This window comes from Amycolatopsis sp. PSD-21 (assembly GCF_055561455.1).
On sequence record NZ_CM145712.1, the window covers coordinates 1,618,262 to 1,635,036 of the forward strand.

At 70.1% G+C, this 16,775-nt stretch carries 11 protein-coding genes; all 11 read left to right on the forward strand.

Annotation, left to right across the window (positions count from 1 at the left end; translation table 11 throughout):
• The first annotated feature begins 27 nt into the window (after positions 1-27).
• The 11 genes from ACZ1DY_RS08010 (at position 28) to ACZ1DY_RS08060 (ending at position 16,769) form a co-directional block, all read left to right on the forward strand.
• Positions 28-5,589 (forward strand): amino acid adenylation domain-containing protein, encoded by a 5,562-nt coding sequence (locus ACZ1DY_RS08010; RefSeq protein ID WP_465484025.1) that lies wholly within the window; start codon positions 28-30, stop codon positions 5,587-5,589.
• A 14-nt stretch (positions 5,590-5,603) separates the two neighbouring features.
• Positions 5,604-5,813 (forward strand): MbtH family protein, encoded by a 210-nt coding sequence (locus ACZ1DY_RS08015; protein WP_126733878.1) that lies wholly within the window; start codon positions 5,604-5,606, stop codon positions 5,811-5,813.
• A gap of 327 nt (positions 5,814-6,140) precedes the next feature.
• Positions 6,141-7,316, forward strand: coding sequence for a cytochrome P450 (locus tag ACZ1DY_RS08020; RefSeq protein WP_465484026.1), 1,176 nt, complete (start codon positions 6,141-6,143; stop codon positions 7,314-7,316).
• 23 nt (positions 7,317-7,339) lie between these two features.
• Positions 7,340-8,497 carry a cytochrome P450 gene (locus ACZ1DY_RS08025; protein WP_465484027.1) on the forward strand — a complete coding sequence of 386 codons (1,158 nt, stop codon included), beginning with the start codon at positions 7,340-7,342 and terminating at the stop codon, positions 8,495-8,497.
• Complete coding sequence (locus ACZ1DY_RS08030) at positions 8,487-9,683, forward strand: cytochrome P450 (RefSeq protein ID WP_465484028.1); 1,197 nt, start codon at positions 8,487-8,489, stop codon at positions 9,681-9,683. Before ACZ1DY_RS08025 ends, ACZ1DY_RS08030 begins: the two co-directional genes overlap by 11 nt.
• 201 nt (positions 9,684-9,884) lie before the next feature.
• Positions 9,885-11,126 (forward strand): cytochrome P450, encoded by a 1,242-nt coding sequence (locus tag ACZ1DY_RS08035; RefSeq protein WP_257488763.1) that lies wholly within the window; start codon positions 9,885-9,887, stop codon positions 11,124-11,126.
• Between the two features lie 12 nt (positions 11,127-11,138).
• Entirely contained in the window at positions 11,139-12,296 is a 1,158-nt protein-coding gene (locus tag ACZ1DY_RS08040; RefSeq protein ID WP_257488762.1) for a glycosyltransferase, read from the forward strand.
• 21 nt (positions 12,297-12,317) lie between these two features.
• Positions 12,318-13,535, forward strand: coding sequence for a glycosyltransferase (locus ACZ1DY_RS08045; protein WP_465484029.1), 1,218 nt, complete (start codon positions 12,318-12,320; stop codon positions 13,533-13,535).
• 15 nt (positions 13,536-13,550) lie between these two features.
• Positions 13,551-14,765, forward strand: coding sequence for a glycosyltransferase (locus ACZ1DY_RS08050; protein WP_465484030.1), 1,215 nt, complete (start codon positions 13,551-13,553; stop codon positions 14,763-14,765).
• A 64-nt stretch (positions 14,766-14,829) separates the two neighbouring features.
• Positions 14,830-15,603 (forward strand): class I SAM-dependent methyltransferase, encoded by a 774-nt coding sequence (locus tag ACZ1DY_RS08055; RefSeq protein ID WP_465485627.1) that lies wholly within the window; start codon positions 14,830-14,832, stop codon positions 15,601-15,603.
• A gap of 20 nt (positions 15,604-15,623) precedes the next feature.
• Positions 15,624-16,769 carry a glycosyltransferase gene (locus tag ACZ1DY_RS08060; RefSeq protein WP_465484031.1) on the forward strand — a complete coding sequence of 382 codons (1,146 nt, stop codon included), beginning with the start codon at positions 15,624-15,626 and terminating at the stop codon, positions 16,767-16,769.
• The last annotated feature ends 6 nt before the right edge of the window (positions 16,770-16,775 follow it).

Here is a 16,775-nt window from a genome sequence, read left to right on the forward strand (position 1 = left end):
CTCACCCACTTCACCAAGGAGCAGATCGTGACCGTTGACGACACTCGCGCGAAACCGCGTTCCAGCGTGGAGGACGTCTGGCCTCTTTCCCCGCTGCAGGAGGGAATGCTCTACCACACCGCGCTCGACGACGACGGGCCCGACACCTACACCGTGCAGACCGTCTACGGCATCGACGGCCCGCTCGACGCCGCGCTGCTGCGGGCGTCGTGGCAGGCACTCGTCGACCGGCACGCCGCGCTGCGGGCCTGTTTCCGTTACGTCAGCGGTGCGCAGATGGTGCAGGTCATCACGCGGGACGCGCAGATCCCTTGGCGCGAAACGGATCTCACCGGGCTGCCGGAGGAGATCCTCGAAAGCGAAGTGGACCGGCTGGCCGCGGACGAGCTGGCCGAGCGGCTCCGCATCGAGGTGGCGCCGCTGATGAAGCTGCACCTGATCCGGCTCGGCCCGGACCGCCACCGGCTGGTGCACACGCTGCACCACGTGCTGACCGACGGCTGGTCGATGCCGATCATCCACCGCGAACTCGCCGCGATCTACGCCGCGGGCGGGGACGCGTCCGGGCTGCCGCCCACAGTGTCCTATCGGGACTATCTCGCCTGGCTCGGCAAGCAGGACAAGGAGATCGCCCGCGCGGCCTGGCGCGAGGAGTTCGCCGGGATCGACACGCCCACCGCGGTCGCGCCCGCCGATACCGGCCGGGTGCCGGAGATCGACACCGAGATCGTCGAGCTGTCCACGGAACTCACCGACGGGCTGGCGAATTTCGCGCGCGGCCACGACCTCACGCTGAACACCGTCGTGCAGGGCGCGTGGGCCGTCGTGCTGTCGCAGCTCGCCGGCCGCACCGACGTCGTGTTCGGCGCGACCGCTTCGGGCCGTCCCGCCGAATTGGCGGGTGTCGAGTCGATGGTCGGCCAGCTGCTCAACACCCTGCCGGTGCGGGTCCGGCTCGACGGCGCGAAGCGGGCCGTCGACCTCTTCGCCGAACTGCAGCGCGACCAGTCCGCGCTCATGGCGCACCAGCACCTCGGCCTCCAGGACGTGCAGGCCGTGGTCGGACCCGGCGCGGTGTTCGACACGCTCGTCATCTACGAGAACTTCCCCCGCAAGGGACTCGGCCAGGCGCACGGCGGCCTGACCCTGCGTCCGGTGAAGCGGGGACGCAACTCGTCGCACTACCCGTTCACCCTGGTCACCGGCCCCGGTGAGCAGATGCCGCTCATCCTCGACTACGACCGCGGCCTGTTCGACGAAAAGGTCGCCGGATCGGTCGTCGGCGCGCTCGCCCGCGTGCTGGAGCGGCTGGTCGCCGAACCCGACGTCCTCGTCGGCCGGTTGACGCTGCTGAGCGAGGCCGAACGCGCCTTGGTGGTGAACGAATTCAACGCGACCGAGGGGCCCGTGCCGGGCGACTCCGTCGTCGAGCTGTTCGCGCGGCGGGTGACCGAGGCGCCCGAAGCGGTGGCGATCACCGACGCCGCGGGCGCGGACCTGACCTACGCCGCCGTCGACCAGGCCTCGAACCGGCTGGCCGCGTATCTCGCTGTCCGTGGTGTCGGCCGCGGCGACCGCGTCGGCGTGGCGATGGAGCGGTCGCCGGACCTGATCATCGCGTTCCTGGCGATCTGGAAGGCGGGCGCCGCCTACGTCCCGGTGGATGTCGAGTACCCGGCCGAGCGGATCGCGTTCATCCTCGACGACTCCGCGGTCTCGGTCGTGGTGTGCACGCAGGCCACCAGTGGCGTCGTGCCGAAGGACACGATCGTCCTCGACGCACCGGAAACGCGGGCCGCCATCGACGCTTCCGCAGCCACGGCACGGGAATTCCGGCCGAGCGCGCACGATCTGGCGTACGTCATGTACACCTCCGGCTCCACCGGCCTGCCCAAGGGCGTGGGGATCCCGCACGGCGGCGTGGCGGGTCTGGCCGGCGATCAGGGCTGGCAGATCGGCCCCGGCGACGGCGTCCTCATGCACGCGACGCACGTCTTCGACCCGTCGCTGTACGCGATGTGGGTGCCGCTCTCGACGGGTGCGCGTGTCCTGCTCACCGAGCCGGGTGTGCTCGACGCGGCCGGGGTGCGGCAGGCCGTCGCGCGCGGCGCGAACTACGTCCACCTCACCGCCGGTACCTTCCGCGCGCTCGCGGAGACGTCGCCGGAATGTTTCGACGGCCTGGTCGAAATCGGCACCGGCGGTGACATCGTTCCCGCGCAGTCCGTGGAGAACCTGCGCCGGGCCCAGCCGAATCTCCGGGTGCGCAACACCTACGGGCCGACCGAGACCACCCTGTGCGCGACGTGGCTCCCGATCGAACCCGGTGACGTCGTCGACCGGGAACTGCCCATCGGTCACCCCATGACGAACCGCCGGATCTACATCCTCGACGCGTTCCTGCGGCCGGTCGCGCCGGGTGTGGCGGGCGAGCTGTACATCGCGGGAACGGGCCTGGCGCGCGGCTACCTCGACAGCCCGGGCCTCACGTCCGAGCGCTTCGTGGCGTGCCCGTTCGTCCCGGGCGAGCGCATGTACCGCACCGGCGACCTGGCGCGCTGGACCCGCGACGGCGAGGTCGTGTTCCTCGAACGCGCCGACGACCAGGTGAAGATCCGCGGTTACCGCGTCGAACTGGGCGAGGTCGAATCCGTGCTGGCCGCCCAGCCGGGCGTGGTCGAGGCCGTCGTCATGGCGCGCGAGGACCAGCCGGGCGAGAAGCGGCTGGTCGGGTACTTCGTCTCCGACGGCGGCGACGCCGGACCGGAGGAGATCAAGCGCCAGATGGGTCTCGTGCTGCCCGCGTACATGGTCCCGATGGCGGTCGTCGCCCTGCCCGGCCTTCCGGTCACTCCCAACGGAAAGGTCGACCGCCGGGCGCTGCCCGCCCCGGATCTCGCGGGCCGCGCGTCGGAGAAGGCGCCGGAGAGCGAATCCGAAAAGGTGCTCTGCGAGCTGTTCTCGGAGATCCTCGGCGTCGACAACGTCGGTGTCGACGACGCCTTCCACGACCTCGGCGGCAGCTCGGCGCTGGCGATGCGGCTCATCGCGCGGATCCGCGAGGTGATCGGCGTGGATCTGCCCATCCGGCAGCTGTTCTCCTCGCCGACGCCCGCCGGTGTCGCCAGGGCGCTCGCCGCGAAGTCCCGTCCCGCGTTGGAGCCCGCCGAGCGGCCCGAGCGGGTTCCGCTCACCGCACGGCAGCTGCGAGCGTGGCTGCTGGCCGACCCCGGTGAGGAGACCGCCGGACTGCAGATCTCGGTCGCGCTGCGCCTGCGCGGCAGGCTCGACGTGGCCGCGCTGGCGGCCGCGCTCGGCGACGTCGCGACCCGGCACGAGGTGCTGCGCACGACGTTCCCCGGAGACGCGCAGAACGTCCGGCAGCTCGTCCACGAGCCGGCGGCCATCGAGCTGACCCCGGTGCCCGCCACCGAGGAAGAGCTTCCCGTCCTGCTCGCCGGGCTGCGAGCGTCGGTCTTCGACCTCACTCGTGAGGTGCCGTGGCGCTGCGATCTGTTCGCGCTGGGGGAAAAGGAACACGTGCTGCACCTGCGGCTGCACCGCATCCTCGCCGACGACGACTCGCTCGACGTGTTCTTCCGCGACCTGTCGGCCGCGTACGGCGCACGGCGTTCGGGCCGCGTTCCCGAGCGCGCGCCGCTGGCGCTGCAGTTCGCCGACTACGCGATCTGGGAGCAGCGGCTCCTCGCGGACGAGGACGAACCGGGCAGCCTGATCAACGAACAGGTCGTCTTCTGGCGGGACACCCTCACCGGGATCGAAGGGGAGACGGTGCTGCCGTTCGACCGGCCGCGTCCGGCCGTCCCGTCGCGCAAGGCGGGCACGGTCGCGCTGCGGCTCGGCGCCGAACCGTACGAACGGCTGACCAAAGCGGTGGAACGGCTCGGCGCGGAAACGATCCACGTCGTGCACGCCGGGCTCGCGATGCTGCTGAGCAAATCCGGCGCGGGCGAAGACCTGGTGATCGGGACGAAGCTGGCTCGGGACGAGGATCTCATCGACCTCGAGCCGATGATCGGGCCGTTCACCCGGCCACTGGCCCTGCGCACGGATCTCTCCGGCGATCCGACCTTCCTCGAGGTCGTCACGCGGGTGCAGGAGGCCGTGCGGGGTGCGCGCCAGCAGCTTGACGTGCCATTCGAGCGGATCGTCGACCTGCTGGACCTGCCGGCCTCGCTGTCCCGCCATCCTGTGTTTCAGGTGGGGCTGGAGGTCGACGAGGAGGACATCGGCGCGTGGGACGCGGCGGAACTGCCCGCGCTGCGCACCAGCGTCGAACCCGGCGGAACCGAGGCCACGGAACTGGATCTCGCGTTCAAGCTCACCGAGCGGCTCGACGAGGACGACAACGAGGACGGTCTCGAAGGCACTCTTCGTTATGCCGCGGACCTTTTCGACGAGGCCACGGCCGAATCGGTGGCACGGCGGCTGGTCCACGTCCTGGAGCAGGTCGCGGAGGATCCCCAGCGGCGGATCAGCGAGCTGGACCTCTTCCTCGACGAGACCGAACGCGGCCGTCCGGCGATCGCGCCGGCGCGGTGGGCGGGCGAAGTGCCTTCGGTCGTCGCGGAGCTGGGCCCGGTCGGCGCACTGGTGCTCGACGGCCAGAAGCGGCCCGTCGCCCCCGGCGTCGTCGGTGATCTCTACGTCACCGGACCGGTGGTGGACGAGGGCAAGACGGGTGAGCCCTGCCCGTTCGGCGAGCCGGGACACCGGATGCTGAACACCGGCCTGCTCGCCCGCAAGACCCCGGCCAAGACCCTGATCGTGGTGGGGGAGCGGAAGCGCACGAGCACCTCGGTGAAGACGGGCGACTACGAGATCCTGTTGCCGCTGCAGGCGGGCGGCGACCGGCCGCCGCTGTTCTGCGTGCACGCGAGCGGCGGGCTCAGCTGGAACTACGGGCCGCTGCTGCGGCATCTCCCCGCGAACCAGCCGGTCTACGGCGTGCAGGCCCGCGGCCTCGCGCGGACCGAACGGCTGCCCGAGAGCGTCGAAGAGATGGCGGCCGACTACCTGGCGCATATCCGTGCCGTGCAGCCGACCGGGCCGTATCACCTGCTCGGCTGGTCGCTCGGCGGCCGGATCGCGCAGGCGATGGCCGCGATGCTCGAAGCCGACGGGGAAGAACTCGGCCTGCTCGCACTGCTCGACGCCTACCCCGTCTACATGGGACGGAACGCGACCGGCACGGTGACCGAAGAGGCCGCGCGCGACGAAGACGGCCTCCAGAAACGGAAACAGCAGGATCTGGAGCTGGCGGGCGGAATGGTCCAGGGCCCCGGCGCCCGGGAGCGGCTGGAAGCGGTCATGAAGAACCTCTGGAAGGTGGGGCCGCAGCACACGGCGTCGCCGTTCAACGGCGACATCCTGCTGTTCGTCGCCTCGGAGGACCGGCCGGCGCACCTGCCCGTGTCGGAGGCCGTCGCCGGCTGGAAGGACTTCACCAGCGGCACGATCGAACACCACGAGATCCCGACCAACCATTACGACATGGTGCAACCCGCGGCGTTGGTCCAGATTGGATCCATCGTCGCCGAGAAGCTCCGGCCTCGGCCGGGCGCGTGAAAGGAAAAGCGATCATGAGCAACCCCTTTGACAACGAAGACGGTTCCTTTTTCGTGCTGGTGAACGACGAGGGCCAGCACTCGCTCTGGCCGACGTTCGCCGAGGTGCCCGCGGGCTGGACCCGCGTCCACGGCGAGGCCTCGCGCCAGGAATGCCTCGCCTACGTCGAGGAGAACTGGACCGACCTGCGGCCGAAGAGCCTGATCGCCGAAGTCAACGGCTGAGCGAGGGTGTCCAGCCGCTCAATCCGGGCGGTTGGACGAGCTCGGCGCCCGCTTGTGCTCGTGAGTGGCGATTCGGGTTAGAACCCGAATCGCCACTCACGACCCGCCGGAGCCCGCTCCCGACGGCGACCGTGTCGCGAAAGCCACTTTCGAGACATCTGACGTCCCGAAAGTGGCTTTCGCGACACGCGCTCCGGCGCGAGCGGCGAGGGCCCGGAACGAGAAGCACGCCCAGATCCGGACGGTTGGACGAACTCGACGCTCGTCCGCCCAAGCCGAGAACATCATTCCCGCGCGCGACGGCCGGTCGAGGCGAAAGGAACTGCCGTGTTCGAGGAGCTCAACGTCGTCAAGGGTTTGGAAATCCACCGGAGGAACCGCTTCGACCCGGGGGCCGAACTCCTTTCCCTGATGGCCGAAGGCCCCATCTCCGCCCTGGGCACCGAGGAAGACGGCGAACGGCGGACGGCCTGGCTCGCCACCGGCTACGACGAGGTCCGCCAGGTCCTCAGCTCGGACAAGTTCAGCGCGCGCCTGATCTACGGGGGCACCGCGGCAGGCATCGCCTGGCCCGGTTTCCTCACCCACTACGACCCGCCGGACCACACGCGGCTGCGCCGGTTGGTCACCCCGCCGTTCACCATGCGGCGGATGAAGGACTTCCGGCCCGAGGTCGCGCAGATCGTCGAAGACGCCTTGGACACCATCGAGGACATAGGCGGCCCGGTGGATTTCGTCCCGCATTTCGGGTGGGCGATCGCCACCACGGCGACCTGCGACTTCCTCGGCATCCCGCGGGACGACCAGGCGGATCTGTCCCGCACCCTGCACGCCAGCCGGACCGAGCGGACGGACAAACGGCGCAACGCGGCGGGCAACAAGTACATGCAGTACATGAACAAGGCCGTCGCCCGCGTGCGCCGCGATCCCGGTGACGACCTGTTCGGCGTCGTGGTGCGCGAACACGGCGACGAGATCACCGACGCGGAGCTGGCCGGAGTGGCCGCGTTCATCATGGGCGCCGGCGGCGACCAGGTCGCCCGGTTCCTCGCGGCGGGCGCGTTGCTGATGGTCGATTTCCCGGAGCAGTTCGACATCCTGCGGGACCAGCCGGACACGATCCCGGACTGGCTGGAGGAGCTGAACCGGTATCTGACCACCGACGAGAAACTCCACCCGCGTATCGCGAAGGAGGATGTGACGATCGGCGGCCGTCTGGTCAAGGCCGGTGACACCGTCACGTGTTCCCTGCTCGGGGCGAACCGGGCGAAGTTCCCCGCGCCGGAGGACGAATTCGACATCACCCGGGAGAAGTCGCCGCATGTCTCGTTCGGGCACGGGATCCACCACTGCCTCGGCAGGCCGCTGGCGGAGATGGTGTTCCGGGAGGCGATTCCCGCGCTGGCACGGCGTTTCCCCAAGCTGAGGCTCGCCGAGCCCGATCGCAAACTCAAGTTCGGACCGCCACCGTTCGACGTGGAAGCCCTGCCGCTCGACTGGTAACGCCAGAAAGCCTGAGGAGAATCATGGTAGTTCCCTTGCCGCATCAGCGGATCCGGCTCGATCCGGCGCCGGAGCTCTGGGCGTTGCACCAGGAAGGCCCGCTGCACAGGTACGACACGGAGACGGGGCTGAACGGCCGCAGGCAATGGTTGGTCACCGGGTACGACGAGGTGCGCGAGATCCTCGCCGACGCCACGCGGTTCAGCTCGATGCGGCCGGTCGACGACGAGGCGGACCGCGCCCACCTGCCGGGGATCCTGCAGGCCTACGACCCGCCCGATCACACCCGCCTGCGCGGGACGGTGGCCGGGGCGTTCAGCGTCCGGCGGATCGAGCGGTTGCGGCCGCGGGTCGAGGAAGTCATCGAAGAGGGCCTCGACGATCTGGAGAGCATGGGTTCGCCGATCGACTTCGTCCGGTACGCGGGCTGGCCCATCCCTGCGCTGATCGCCTGCGAGTTCCTCGGAGTCCCGCGCGACGACCAGGCCGATCTGTCGCGGATGATCCGGGACAGCCGGGAGAGCCGGATCCCCAAGCAGCGGGCCCAGTCGAGCCTCGGCGTCGTCAACTACTGCGAAAAGCTCGCCGCCCGCGAACGCCGCGATCCCGGCGACGAGCTGATCGGCTTCATCGTGCGCGAGCACGGCGACAAGGTCAGCGACGAGGAACTTTCGGGGCTCGCCGAGGCGATCCTGATCGTGGCCGTCGAGCAGATGGCCGCCCAGCTGGCGATGGCGGTGCTCCTGTTCGCGACGAACCCGGCGCAGCTGTCCTTGCTGCGCGAGCGCCCGGAACTGGTGGACAGCGCGACCGAGGAAGTCCTGCGCTTTCCGACGATCGTCGAGGCCCCTTCGCCGCGGACGGCGCTCGTCGACCTGAACATCGCCGGCTACGAGATCCACGCCGGTGACGTGCTGACCTGTTCGATGCTGGCGGTCAACCGAGCACTCGGGGACAAGTTCGACATCACCCGGGAGAACAGCCCGGGGCATCTCGCCTTCGGGCACGGCATCCACCACTGCGTCGGGGCCCCGCTGGCGAGGCTCGAACTGCGGGTGGCGCTGCCGATCCTGGCGCGCCGTTTCCCGGCGCTGCGGCTGGCGGTCCCGGAGGAGGAACTGCGGTTCGTGGCGGGCAAACCCGCCCCGTTCAACATCGAGGAGCTCCCCGTTGAGTGGTGAGGACACGCGTCCGCTGCACATCCGCAGGCAGGACCTCGATCCGGCGGACGAGCTGCGCGCCGCCGGGCCGCTGTCGAAGGTCACGGTGGGCACCGGGGCGGACGCCGAAACCATCTGGATGGCCGCGGGACACTCCGTCGTCCGCCAGGTTTTGGGTGACCACAAGCGATTCAGCACCCGGCGCCGCTGGCACGAGCAGGACGAGGTCGGCGGGCAGGGCATCTTCCGGCCGCAGGAGCTCGTCGGCAACCTGATGGATTACGACCCGCCCGAGCACACCCGGATGCGGCAGAAGCTGACCCCGGGATTCACCCTGCGCAAGATGCGGCGCATGGAGCCGTACATCGAGCAGATCGTGACGGAACGGCTCGATGCCATGGAGGACGAGGGATCCCCCGCCGACGTGATCGAGCTCGTCGCCGACGAAGTGCCGGGAGCCGTGCTGTGCGAACTGATCGGGGTTCCCCGTGACGACCGCGCCATGTTCCTCAAGCTGTGCCACGGACATCTTGATGCGTCGCTGAGCCAGCGGAGGCGGGCGGCCGCCGGAGAGGCGTTCTCCCGCTACCTGCTGGCGATGATCGCCAGGAACCGCGAGGAGCCCGGCGAAGGGCTGATCGGCGCGGTCGTCGCCGAACACGGCGATGAGGCCACCGACGAGGAACTGCGGGGATTCTGCGTTCAGGTGATGCTGGCCGGTGACGACAACATTTCCGGCATGATCGGCCTCGGTGTGCTGGCTCTCCTGCGGCATCCCGAACAACTCGCCGCGATCCGGGGCGACGGCCAGGCGGCGGATCGGGCGGTCGACGAGCTGATCCGGTACCTCACCGTGCCGTACGCCCCGACACCCCGCACCGCCATGGAGGACGTCGTCATCGGGGACGAGGTCATCAAGGAGGGCGAGACCGTGCTCTGCTCGCTCCCCATGGCGAACCGTGATCCCGCGCTGGTACCGGATCCGGACCGGCTCGATCTCACGCGGGAGCCCGCGCCGCATGTGGCGTTCGGGCACGGGATCCACCACTGTCTCGGCGCTTCGCTGGCGCGGCTCGAACTGCGGACGGTCTTCACGTTGCTGTGGCAGCGTTTTCCGGACCTGAGGCTCGCGGATCCCGAGAAGGACACCATGTTCCGCCTCACCACGCCGGCTTACGGGCTCACGAGCCTGATGGTCGAGTGGTGAGTGAGGGTGGCGGTTAGGCGTCGGTACAGCGGGTCGTGAGTGGCGATTCGGGTTAGAACCCGAATCGCCACTCACGACCCACCGGACCCACCCCGCGCCCGAGTCGTCCATGGCGGCGCTGGACGTCCCGCCCGATCGCGGATGAAGATTGCGGCGCGGCAGACGGCCGGACCGCAGGTCACTGAAGGAGCTTCCATCGGTATGGAGCACGCAATCGACGAGGTCGCGCCGGCCGTGGAGCCGACGGCCAACTACATGATGAGGACGCACTGCGATCCGCACGAGGACATGTTCACGTTGCGGGAGAAGGGCCCGCTGGTCCGCATTCTCGGCGACGCGTCCACGCAGCTCGGCAAGGGCTACGTCTGGCAGGCGCTCGGGTACGACGTCGTGCGCAAGATCCTCGGCGACCACGAGAACTTCACGACGCGGCCCCGGCTCACCGAGGCGGAAGCCGAGCGGACGACGAACGGCGAAGACGTGCCCATGGCGCCGCAGTTCGTCGGCCAGATCTCGACCTACGACCCGCCAGAGCACACGCGGCTGCGGCGGATGCTGACGCCGGAGTTCACCGTCCGGCGGATCCGGCGGCTGGAACCCGCGATCCAGGAACTCATCGACGAACGTCTCGACGAGGTCGAGGCCGAAGGCCCGCCCGCTGACGTACAAGGACTTTTCGCCGACCCGGTGGGCGGCGGTGTCCTTTGTGAACTGCTCGGCATCCCGCGCGACGACCGCAACGAGTTCATCCGCCGTATCCGGCGCAACGTCGATCTCAGCCGCGGATTCAAGGCGAGGGCCGCCGACAGCGCGGCGTTCAACCAGTACCTGCTCGGTCTCATCACCCGCCAGCGCAAGGTTCCCGACGACGGTTTCCTCGGCATGCTCGTCCGCGAGCACGGCGACAACGTCACCGACGACGAGCTGAAGGGCCTGTGCACGGCGCTGCTGCTCGGCGGTGTCGAGACCGTCGCGGGAATGCTGGGCTTCGGTGTGCTCGCGCTCCTGGACCACCCGGACCAGAAGCAGATGCTCTTCGAGGGCAAGGAAGAAGCGGATCGCGTCGTCAACGAATTGCTGCGTTATCTCTCGCCCGTGCAGCAGCCGAATCCGCGGATGGCGCTCAGGGACGTCGTCGTCGGCGGACAGCTGATCAAGGCGGGGGATTACGTCCTTTGCTCGATCCTGATGGCGAACCGGGACGAAGCGCTGACGCCGAACCCGAACGTCCTCGACGCGCGGCGCCCGCCGGTTTCGGACGTCGGTTTCGGGCACGGCATCCATTACTGCATCGGCGCCGCGATTGCGAGGTCGGTGCTGCGCATGGCTTATCAGTCCCTGTGGCAGCGATTCCCCGGGCTGCGCCTGGCGGTGTCCAACGACGAGGTCAAGCTCCGGAACGCGTTCATCGACTGCCCGGATCAATTGCCGGTCACCTGGTAGAGGGGAAGCGAAATGCGCGTGTTGTTGTGGGCGTGTGGCTCACGCGGGGATGTCGAGCCGTTGGTGGCCTTGGCCGCACGGTTGAAGGAATCCGGCGCCGAGGTGCGGGTGTGCGCGCCACCGGACAGCGCGGAGCGGCTGGCCGAGATCGACGTGCCGCTGGTGCCGGTCGCCCGGCCGGACCGCGGGATGAACGACGGCGAGGGCCGGGATCCCGAGCTCGCCGCCGCCGGGATCGCCGACCAGTTCGACCAGATGCCCGCCGTCGCCGAAGGCTGCGACGTCGTGGTCGCGACCGGTCTGCTGTCCGGCGCCGTCGCGGTGCGATCGGTGGCCGAGAAGCTCGGAATTCCCTACTACTATGTCGCTTTGTGCCCGATCCACCTGCCGAGCCACCTCGACGCGCCGCAGCGCGAGATGTACAACCAGGGTGCCGACGGCCTGTTCGGTGACGCGCTCAACGCCAAGCGGGCCGAGATCGGCCTGGCGCCGGTGAAGAACCTCTTCGACTATTGCTCCACCGAAAAGCCTCTGCTGGCCGCGGATCCGATCCTCGCGCCGCTGGAGCCGCGGCACGAGGCCGTGCAGACCGGCGCCTGGATCCTGCCCGACGAACGGCCGCTTCCCGCCGACCTGGAGGCGTTCCTCGCCGCCGGTCCGCCGCCGGTGTACGTCGGTTTCGGCAGCTCGTCCGGCACCGCCGACGCGGCGAAGGTGGCCATCGAGGCGATCCGCGCGAAGGGGCACCGCGTGATCCTTTCGCGTGGCTGGGCCGGGTTGGACCTGCCAGAGGACGAGGACGACTGCTTCGCCGTCGACGAGGTGAACCTCCAAGAGCTGTTCCGGAGGGTCGCCGTCTCCATCCACCACGACGGCACGGGCACGACCCATATCGCCACCCGCGCGGGTTCGCCGCAGATCATCGTGCGGTCGATCGTCGGCCAGCAGTACTACTCCGACCGGGTCGCCGAACTGGGAATCGGGGTCGCCCTCGAAGGGCCCGCCCCGACGTTCGAGGCCATGTCCGCCGCGCTCACCACGGCCTTGGCCCCCGAGACGCGGGCCAAGGCGATCGAGGTCGCCGGCACGATCCCCGCCGACGGGACCGCGGTGGCCGTGGATCTGCTGCGCGACGCGGTCAGCCGGGAAAAGCCGTCGGTTCCCGCCTGAACTGAAAGAACGGGGAATTACGTGAAGCGCGTGTTGCTGGCGACGTCCGGAAGCCGAGGGGACGTCGAGCCGCTGGTGGCGTTGGCTGTACGGCTGCGGGAGGCGGGCGCCGAGGTGCGGATGGCCGCGCCACCGGACTCCTCCGAACGGCTGGCCGAGGTCGGTGTCCCGCTGGTACCGGTCGGAGGTTCGACCCGCACCGCGATCAAGGGGGCGAAGCCGCCGTCCCCCGAGGACGGGCCGCGGCTTTCGGCCGAGGCGATGGCCGTCCAGTTCGCCGAGGTCCCGGCGGCCGCCGAGGGCTGCGACGTCGTGGTGACGACCGGGATGCTGGCCACCGCGGTCGCCGTCCGGTCCGTGGCGGAGAAACTCGGAATCCCTTATTACTACGGCTTTTACTGCCCACGCTTCATCCCGTCGCCGCATTACGCGCCGCCGCCCCCGCTCGGCGAGCCTCCCGCGCCGGAAGGCACCGACAACCGGGCGCTGTGGGAGCGCAACAGCCGGAGCGCGCTCAACCGCTTCGGCGAGCCGCTCAACAGCCAGCGGGCCGCGATCGGTCTCCCGCCCGTCGAGGACGTCTTCGGGTACGGCTTCACCGATCACCCGCTGCTGGCCGCCGACGCGGCCCTCGCCCCGCTCCAGCCGACGGATCTCGACGTCGTCCAGACCGGCGCTTGGACACTGCCCGACCAGCGGCCGCTTTCCCCGGAACTGGAGGCGTTCCTCGCCGCCGGCCCGCCGCCGGTGTACGTCGGTTTCGGCAGCATGCGCGCCCCCGACGAGGCCGCCAAGGTCGCCATCGAGGCGGTGCGGGCCCACGGCCGCCGCGTGATCATCTCCCGTGGCTGGGCCGATCTCGCGCTGATCGACGACCGGAGCGACTGCTTCGCCGCGGGGGAGGGCAACCAACAGCTCCTGTTCGGCCGGGTGGCCGCCGCCGTCCATCACGGCGGCGCGGGCACGACGACCACGGCGACGCGGGCGGGTGTTCCGCAGGTCGTGGTCCCGCAGATCGCGGATCAGCCGTACTTTGCCGGCCGGGTGGCCGAACTCGGCATCGGAGTGGCGCACGAGGGCCCGACACCGACCTTCGAGTCCCTGTCGGCCGCGCTCGAAACGGCACTCGCCCCGGAAACCCGGGAGCGGGCGACGGCCGTGGCGGGCACGGTCCGCACCGACGGGGCCGCCGTGGCCGCGAAATTCCTCCTCGACGCGGTCGACCGCGTTTCCGTCTGAAGCCAGGGGTACGAGATGCGTGTGTTGTTGTCGACGACCGGTCTCCGCGGAGACGTCGAACCGGTGGTCGCGCTGGCGGTGCGGTTGCGGGAACTCGGCACCGAGGTGCGGGTGTGCGCGCCGCCGGACACCGCGGAACGGCTGGCCGAGTTCGCCGTCCCGTTCGTCCCCGTCGGGCAGTCGTTGCACGCCATGATGCGGGGGATGACGGAAGGGCCGGAGCCCCGGCGCCCCGCCGACGAGCTCGCCGAGCAGTTCGACGCGGTCCCGGCGGCCGCCGAGGGCTGTGACGTGGTGCTGGCGACCGGCGTCCTCTCTGCCGCCATCGGCGTGCGGTCGGTGGCCGAAAGCCTGGGCATTCCGTACTTCTACGCCGCGTACTGCCCGATTTACCTGCCGTCGCCGTACTATCCGCCGCCCCTGTCGCGGGGCGACGGCCGCCCGCCCGAGGAGGCCATGGACGACAACCGGGCGCTGTGGGACTTCTACAACGAGGTCTTCTCCCGGCGGTACTCCGACGCGCTCAACGGCCGCCGCGCGGCGCTCGGCCTGCCGCCGGTGGAGAACCTCGTCCAGTACGGCTTCACCGAGCAGCCCTGGATGGCGGCGGACCCGGTGCTCGCCCCGCCCCGGCCCGAGCTCGGCGCCGTGCAGACCGGCGCGTGGATCCTGCCCGACGAGCGGCCGCTTCCCGCCGACCTGGAGGCGTTCCTCGCCGCCGGGCCGCCGCCGGTGTACGTCGGTTTCGGCAGCACGCCCGAAATCGCGGACACGGTGAAGCTGGCCGTCGAGGCGATCCGCGCGCAGGGGCACCGGGTGGTCCTCTCGCGGGGCTGGGCGGACATGGCCCTGCCCGACGACGGGGCCGACTGCTTCGCCGTCGGAGAGGTGAACCTGCAGGCGCTGTTCGGCCGCGTCGCCGCGGTCGTCCACCACGCCGGCGGGGGCACGACGACGGTCGCCGCGCGGGCCGGTATCCCGCAGGTCGTGCTGCCCCAGATCACCGACCAGCCGTACTTCGCCGAGCAGGTGGACGCGCTGGGTATCGGCGTGGCGTTCGAGGAGTTCGGCCCGGCCCCCACTTTCGATTCCTTGTCCGCCGCGCTCGCGACGGCGCTGTCCCCGGAGACCCGGGCCCGCGCGAAAGCCGTCGCGGGCACGCTCCGCGGCGACGGGACGACCGTGGCCGCCGAGCGTCTGCGTGCCGCCGTCGGCCGCGTTTCCGTCTGACCATCAACCGACCAGGGTGAGGAAAATGTCCGATCTGGCTGCAGCACCGCACGAGAACCGGCAGATGGCGCAGTGGTTCGGCGCCGACGCCGAACGGTACGACCGCGCCCGGCCCACCTACCCCGAAGCACTGGTCGACCGGATCGTCTCGATGAGCCCCGGCAAGAACTTCGTGGACGTCGGCTGCGGCACCGGCCTTTCGTCCCGCCCGTTCCAGGCGGCGGGGTGCACGGTGCTCGGCGTCGAGCCGGACGCGCGGATGGCGGAGGTCGCCCGCAGGCGTGGTCTCGACGTCGAGGTGGCCAAGTTCGAGGATTGGGATCCGGCAGGCCGCACCTTCGACGCGGTCACCTCGGGAACCGCCTGGCACTGGGTGGACCCGTTCGCGGGCGCGGCCAAGGTGGCGGACGTGCTCGCGCCGCATGGCCTGATCGCGTTGTTCGACAACGGTTTCGAGCTGCCGGAGGCCGTCATGACGGCGCAGGGGGAGGCGTACCGGCACGCCATGCCGGACGTGAAGTTCGAGCCGCCGTCCAAAAAGGACGAAGACGTCGAAGAGTACGTCCAGCAGGTCTACGCCAAGCAGTACGTGAAGGCGGCCGAAGGCATCCTCCGGACCGGCGCGTTCAGCCAGCCGGAGGAACTGCGCTTCGAGTGGTCGCGTGTCTGCACCCGTGACGAGTGGCTGGACCAGATCCCGACACAGGGCGGGCTCAACCACCTCGCGGAGGACGCGCGCGCCCGGTTCCTGGCGTACCTCGGCTCGGCCATCGACGAAATCGGCGGGTCGTTCACCATCAATTACGCCACGGTCGGCATCGCCGCGGTCCGGCGCTGAAGTACACCAGGGGATACGAAATGCGCGTGTTGTTTTGGTCGTACGGAACCCGCGGCGAGGTCGAACCGCTGGTGGCACTGGCACTGCGGTTGCGCGAGCAGGGTGACGAGGTGCGGATGTGCGCGCCTCCCGACTACACCGGGCGGCTGGCCGAGGTGGGCGTGCCGCACGTCGTCGTCGGCAAGCCCGTGCTCGAAGAGGCGGGCAAGCTGGGTGGGCCGCCCGAATCGCCCGAAGCCGCGATCGCGGGGATCGCGGAGCAGTTCGACAAGATCCCGGCGGCCGCCGAGGGCTGTGACGCGGTGGTGGCGACCGGCCTGCTGTCGGGCGCGATCGGTGTCCGTTCGGTGGCGGAGAAGCTGGGTATCCCGTACTTCTACGTCGTTCCCTCGCCGGCGCTCGTGCCGTCGCTCGAACATCGGGGCATGTACAACAACGGGGCCGACGGGATGTTCGGCGGCGCGCTCAACGAGCTCCGCGCTTCGATCGGTCTCCCGCCGGTGAAGAACCTGTACGACTTCAGCACCACCGACAAGCCCTTGCTGGCGGCGGATCCGCTCCTGGCACCGGCGGCCGACGGCGTCCGGACCGGTGCGTGGATCCACCCCGACGATCGTCCGCTTTCCGCTGAGCTGGAGGCTTTTCTCGCCGCCGGTCCGGCACCGGTGTACGTCGGCTTCGGCTGCTCGCCCGCTCCCGCCGACATCGCCAAGGTGGCCGTCGAGGCGATCCGTGCCCAGGGACGCCGTGTCGTTCTTTCCCACGGCTGGGCGGGTTTGACGCTGCCGGACGACGGCGCCGACTGTCTGGCCGTCGGAGAGGAAAACCTGCAAGCGCTCTTCGGCCGCGTGGCCGCCGCGGTCCACCACGGTGGCACCGGCACGACACATGTGGCGGCGCTCGCGGGGGTTCCGCAGGTCGTGGTCCCGCAGATCGCGGACCACCCGCACTTCGCCGCCAAGGTGGCCGAACTCGGCATCGGCGTGGCGCACGACGGACCGAACCCGACGGTCGATTCGCTGTCCGCCGCGCTCGTCACGGCGCTGACCCCGGAAACCACGGCACGCGCGAAAGCGGTCGCCGGCACGATCCTCACCGACGGGACGACGGTGGCCGCGGAATTCGTGCGCGCCGAAGTCCGGGCGCTGTCCAGGCTCACAAGTTGAAGCCCG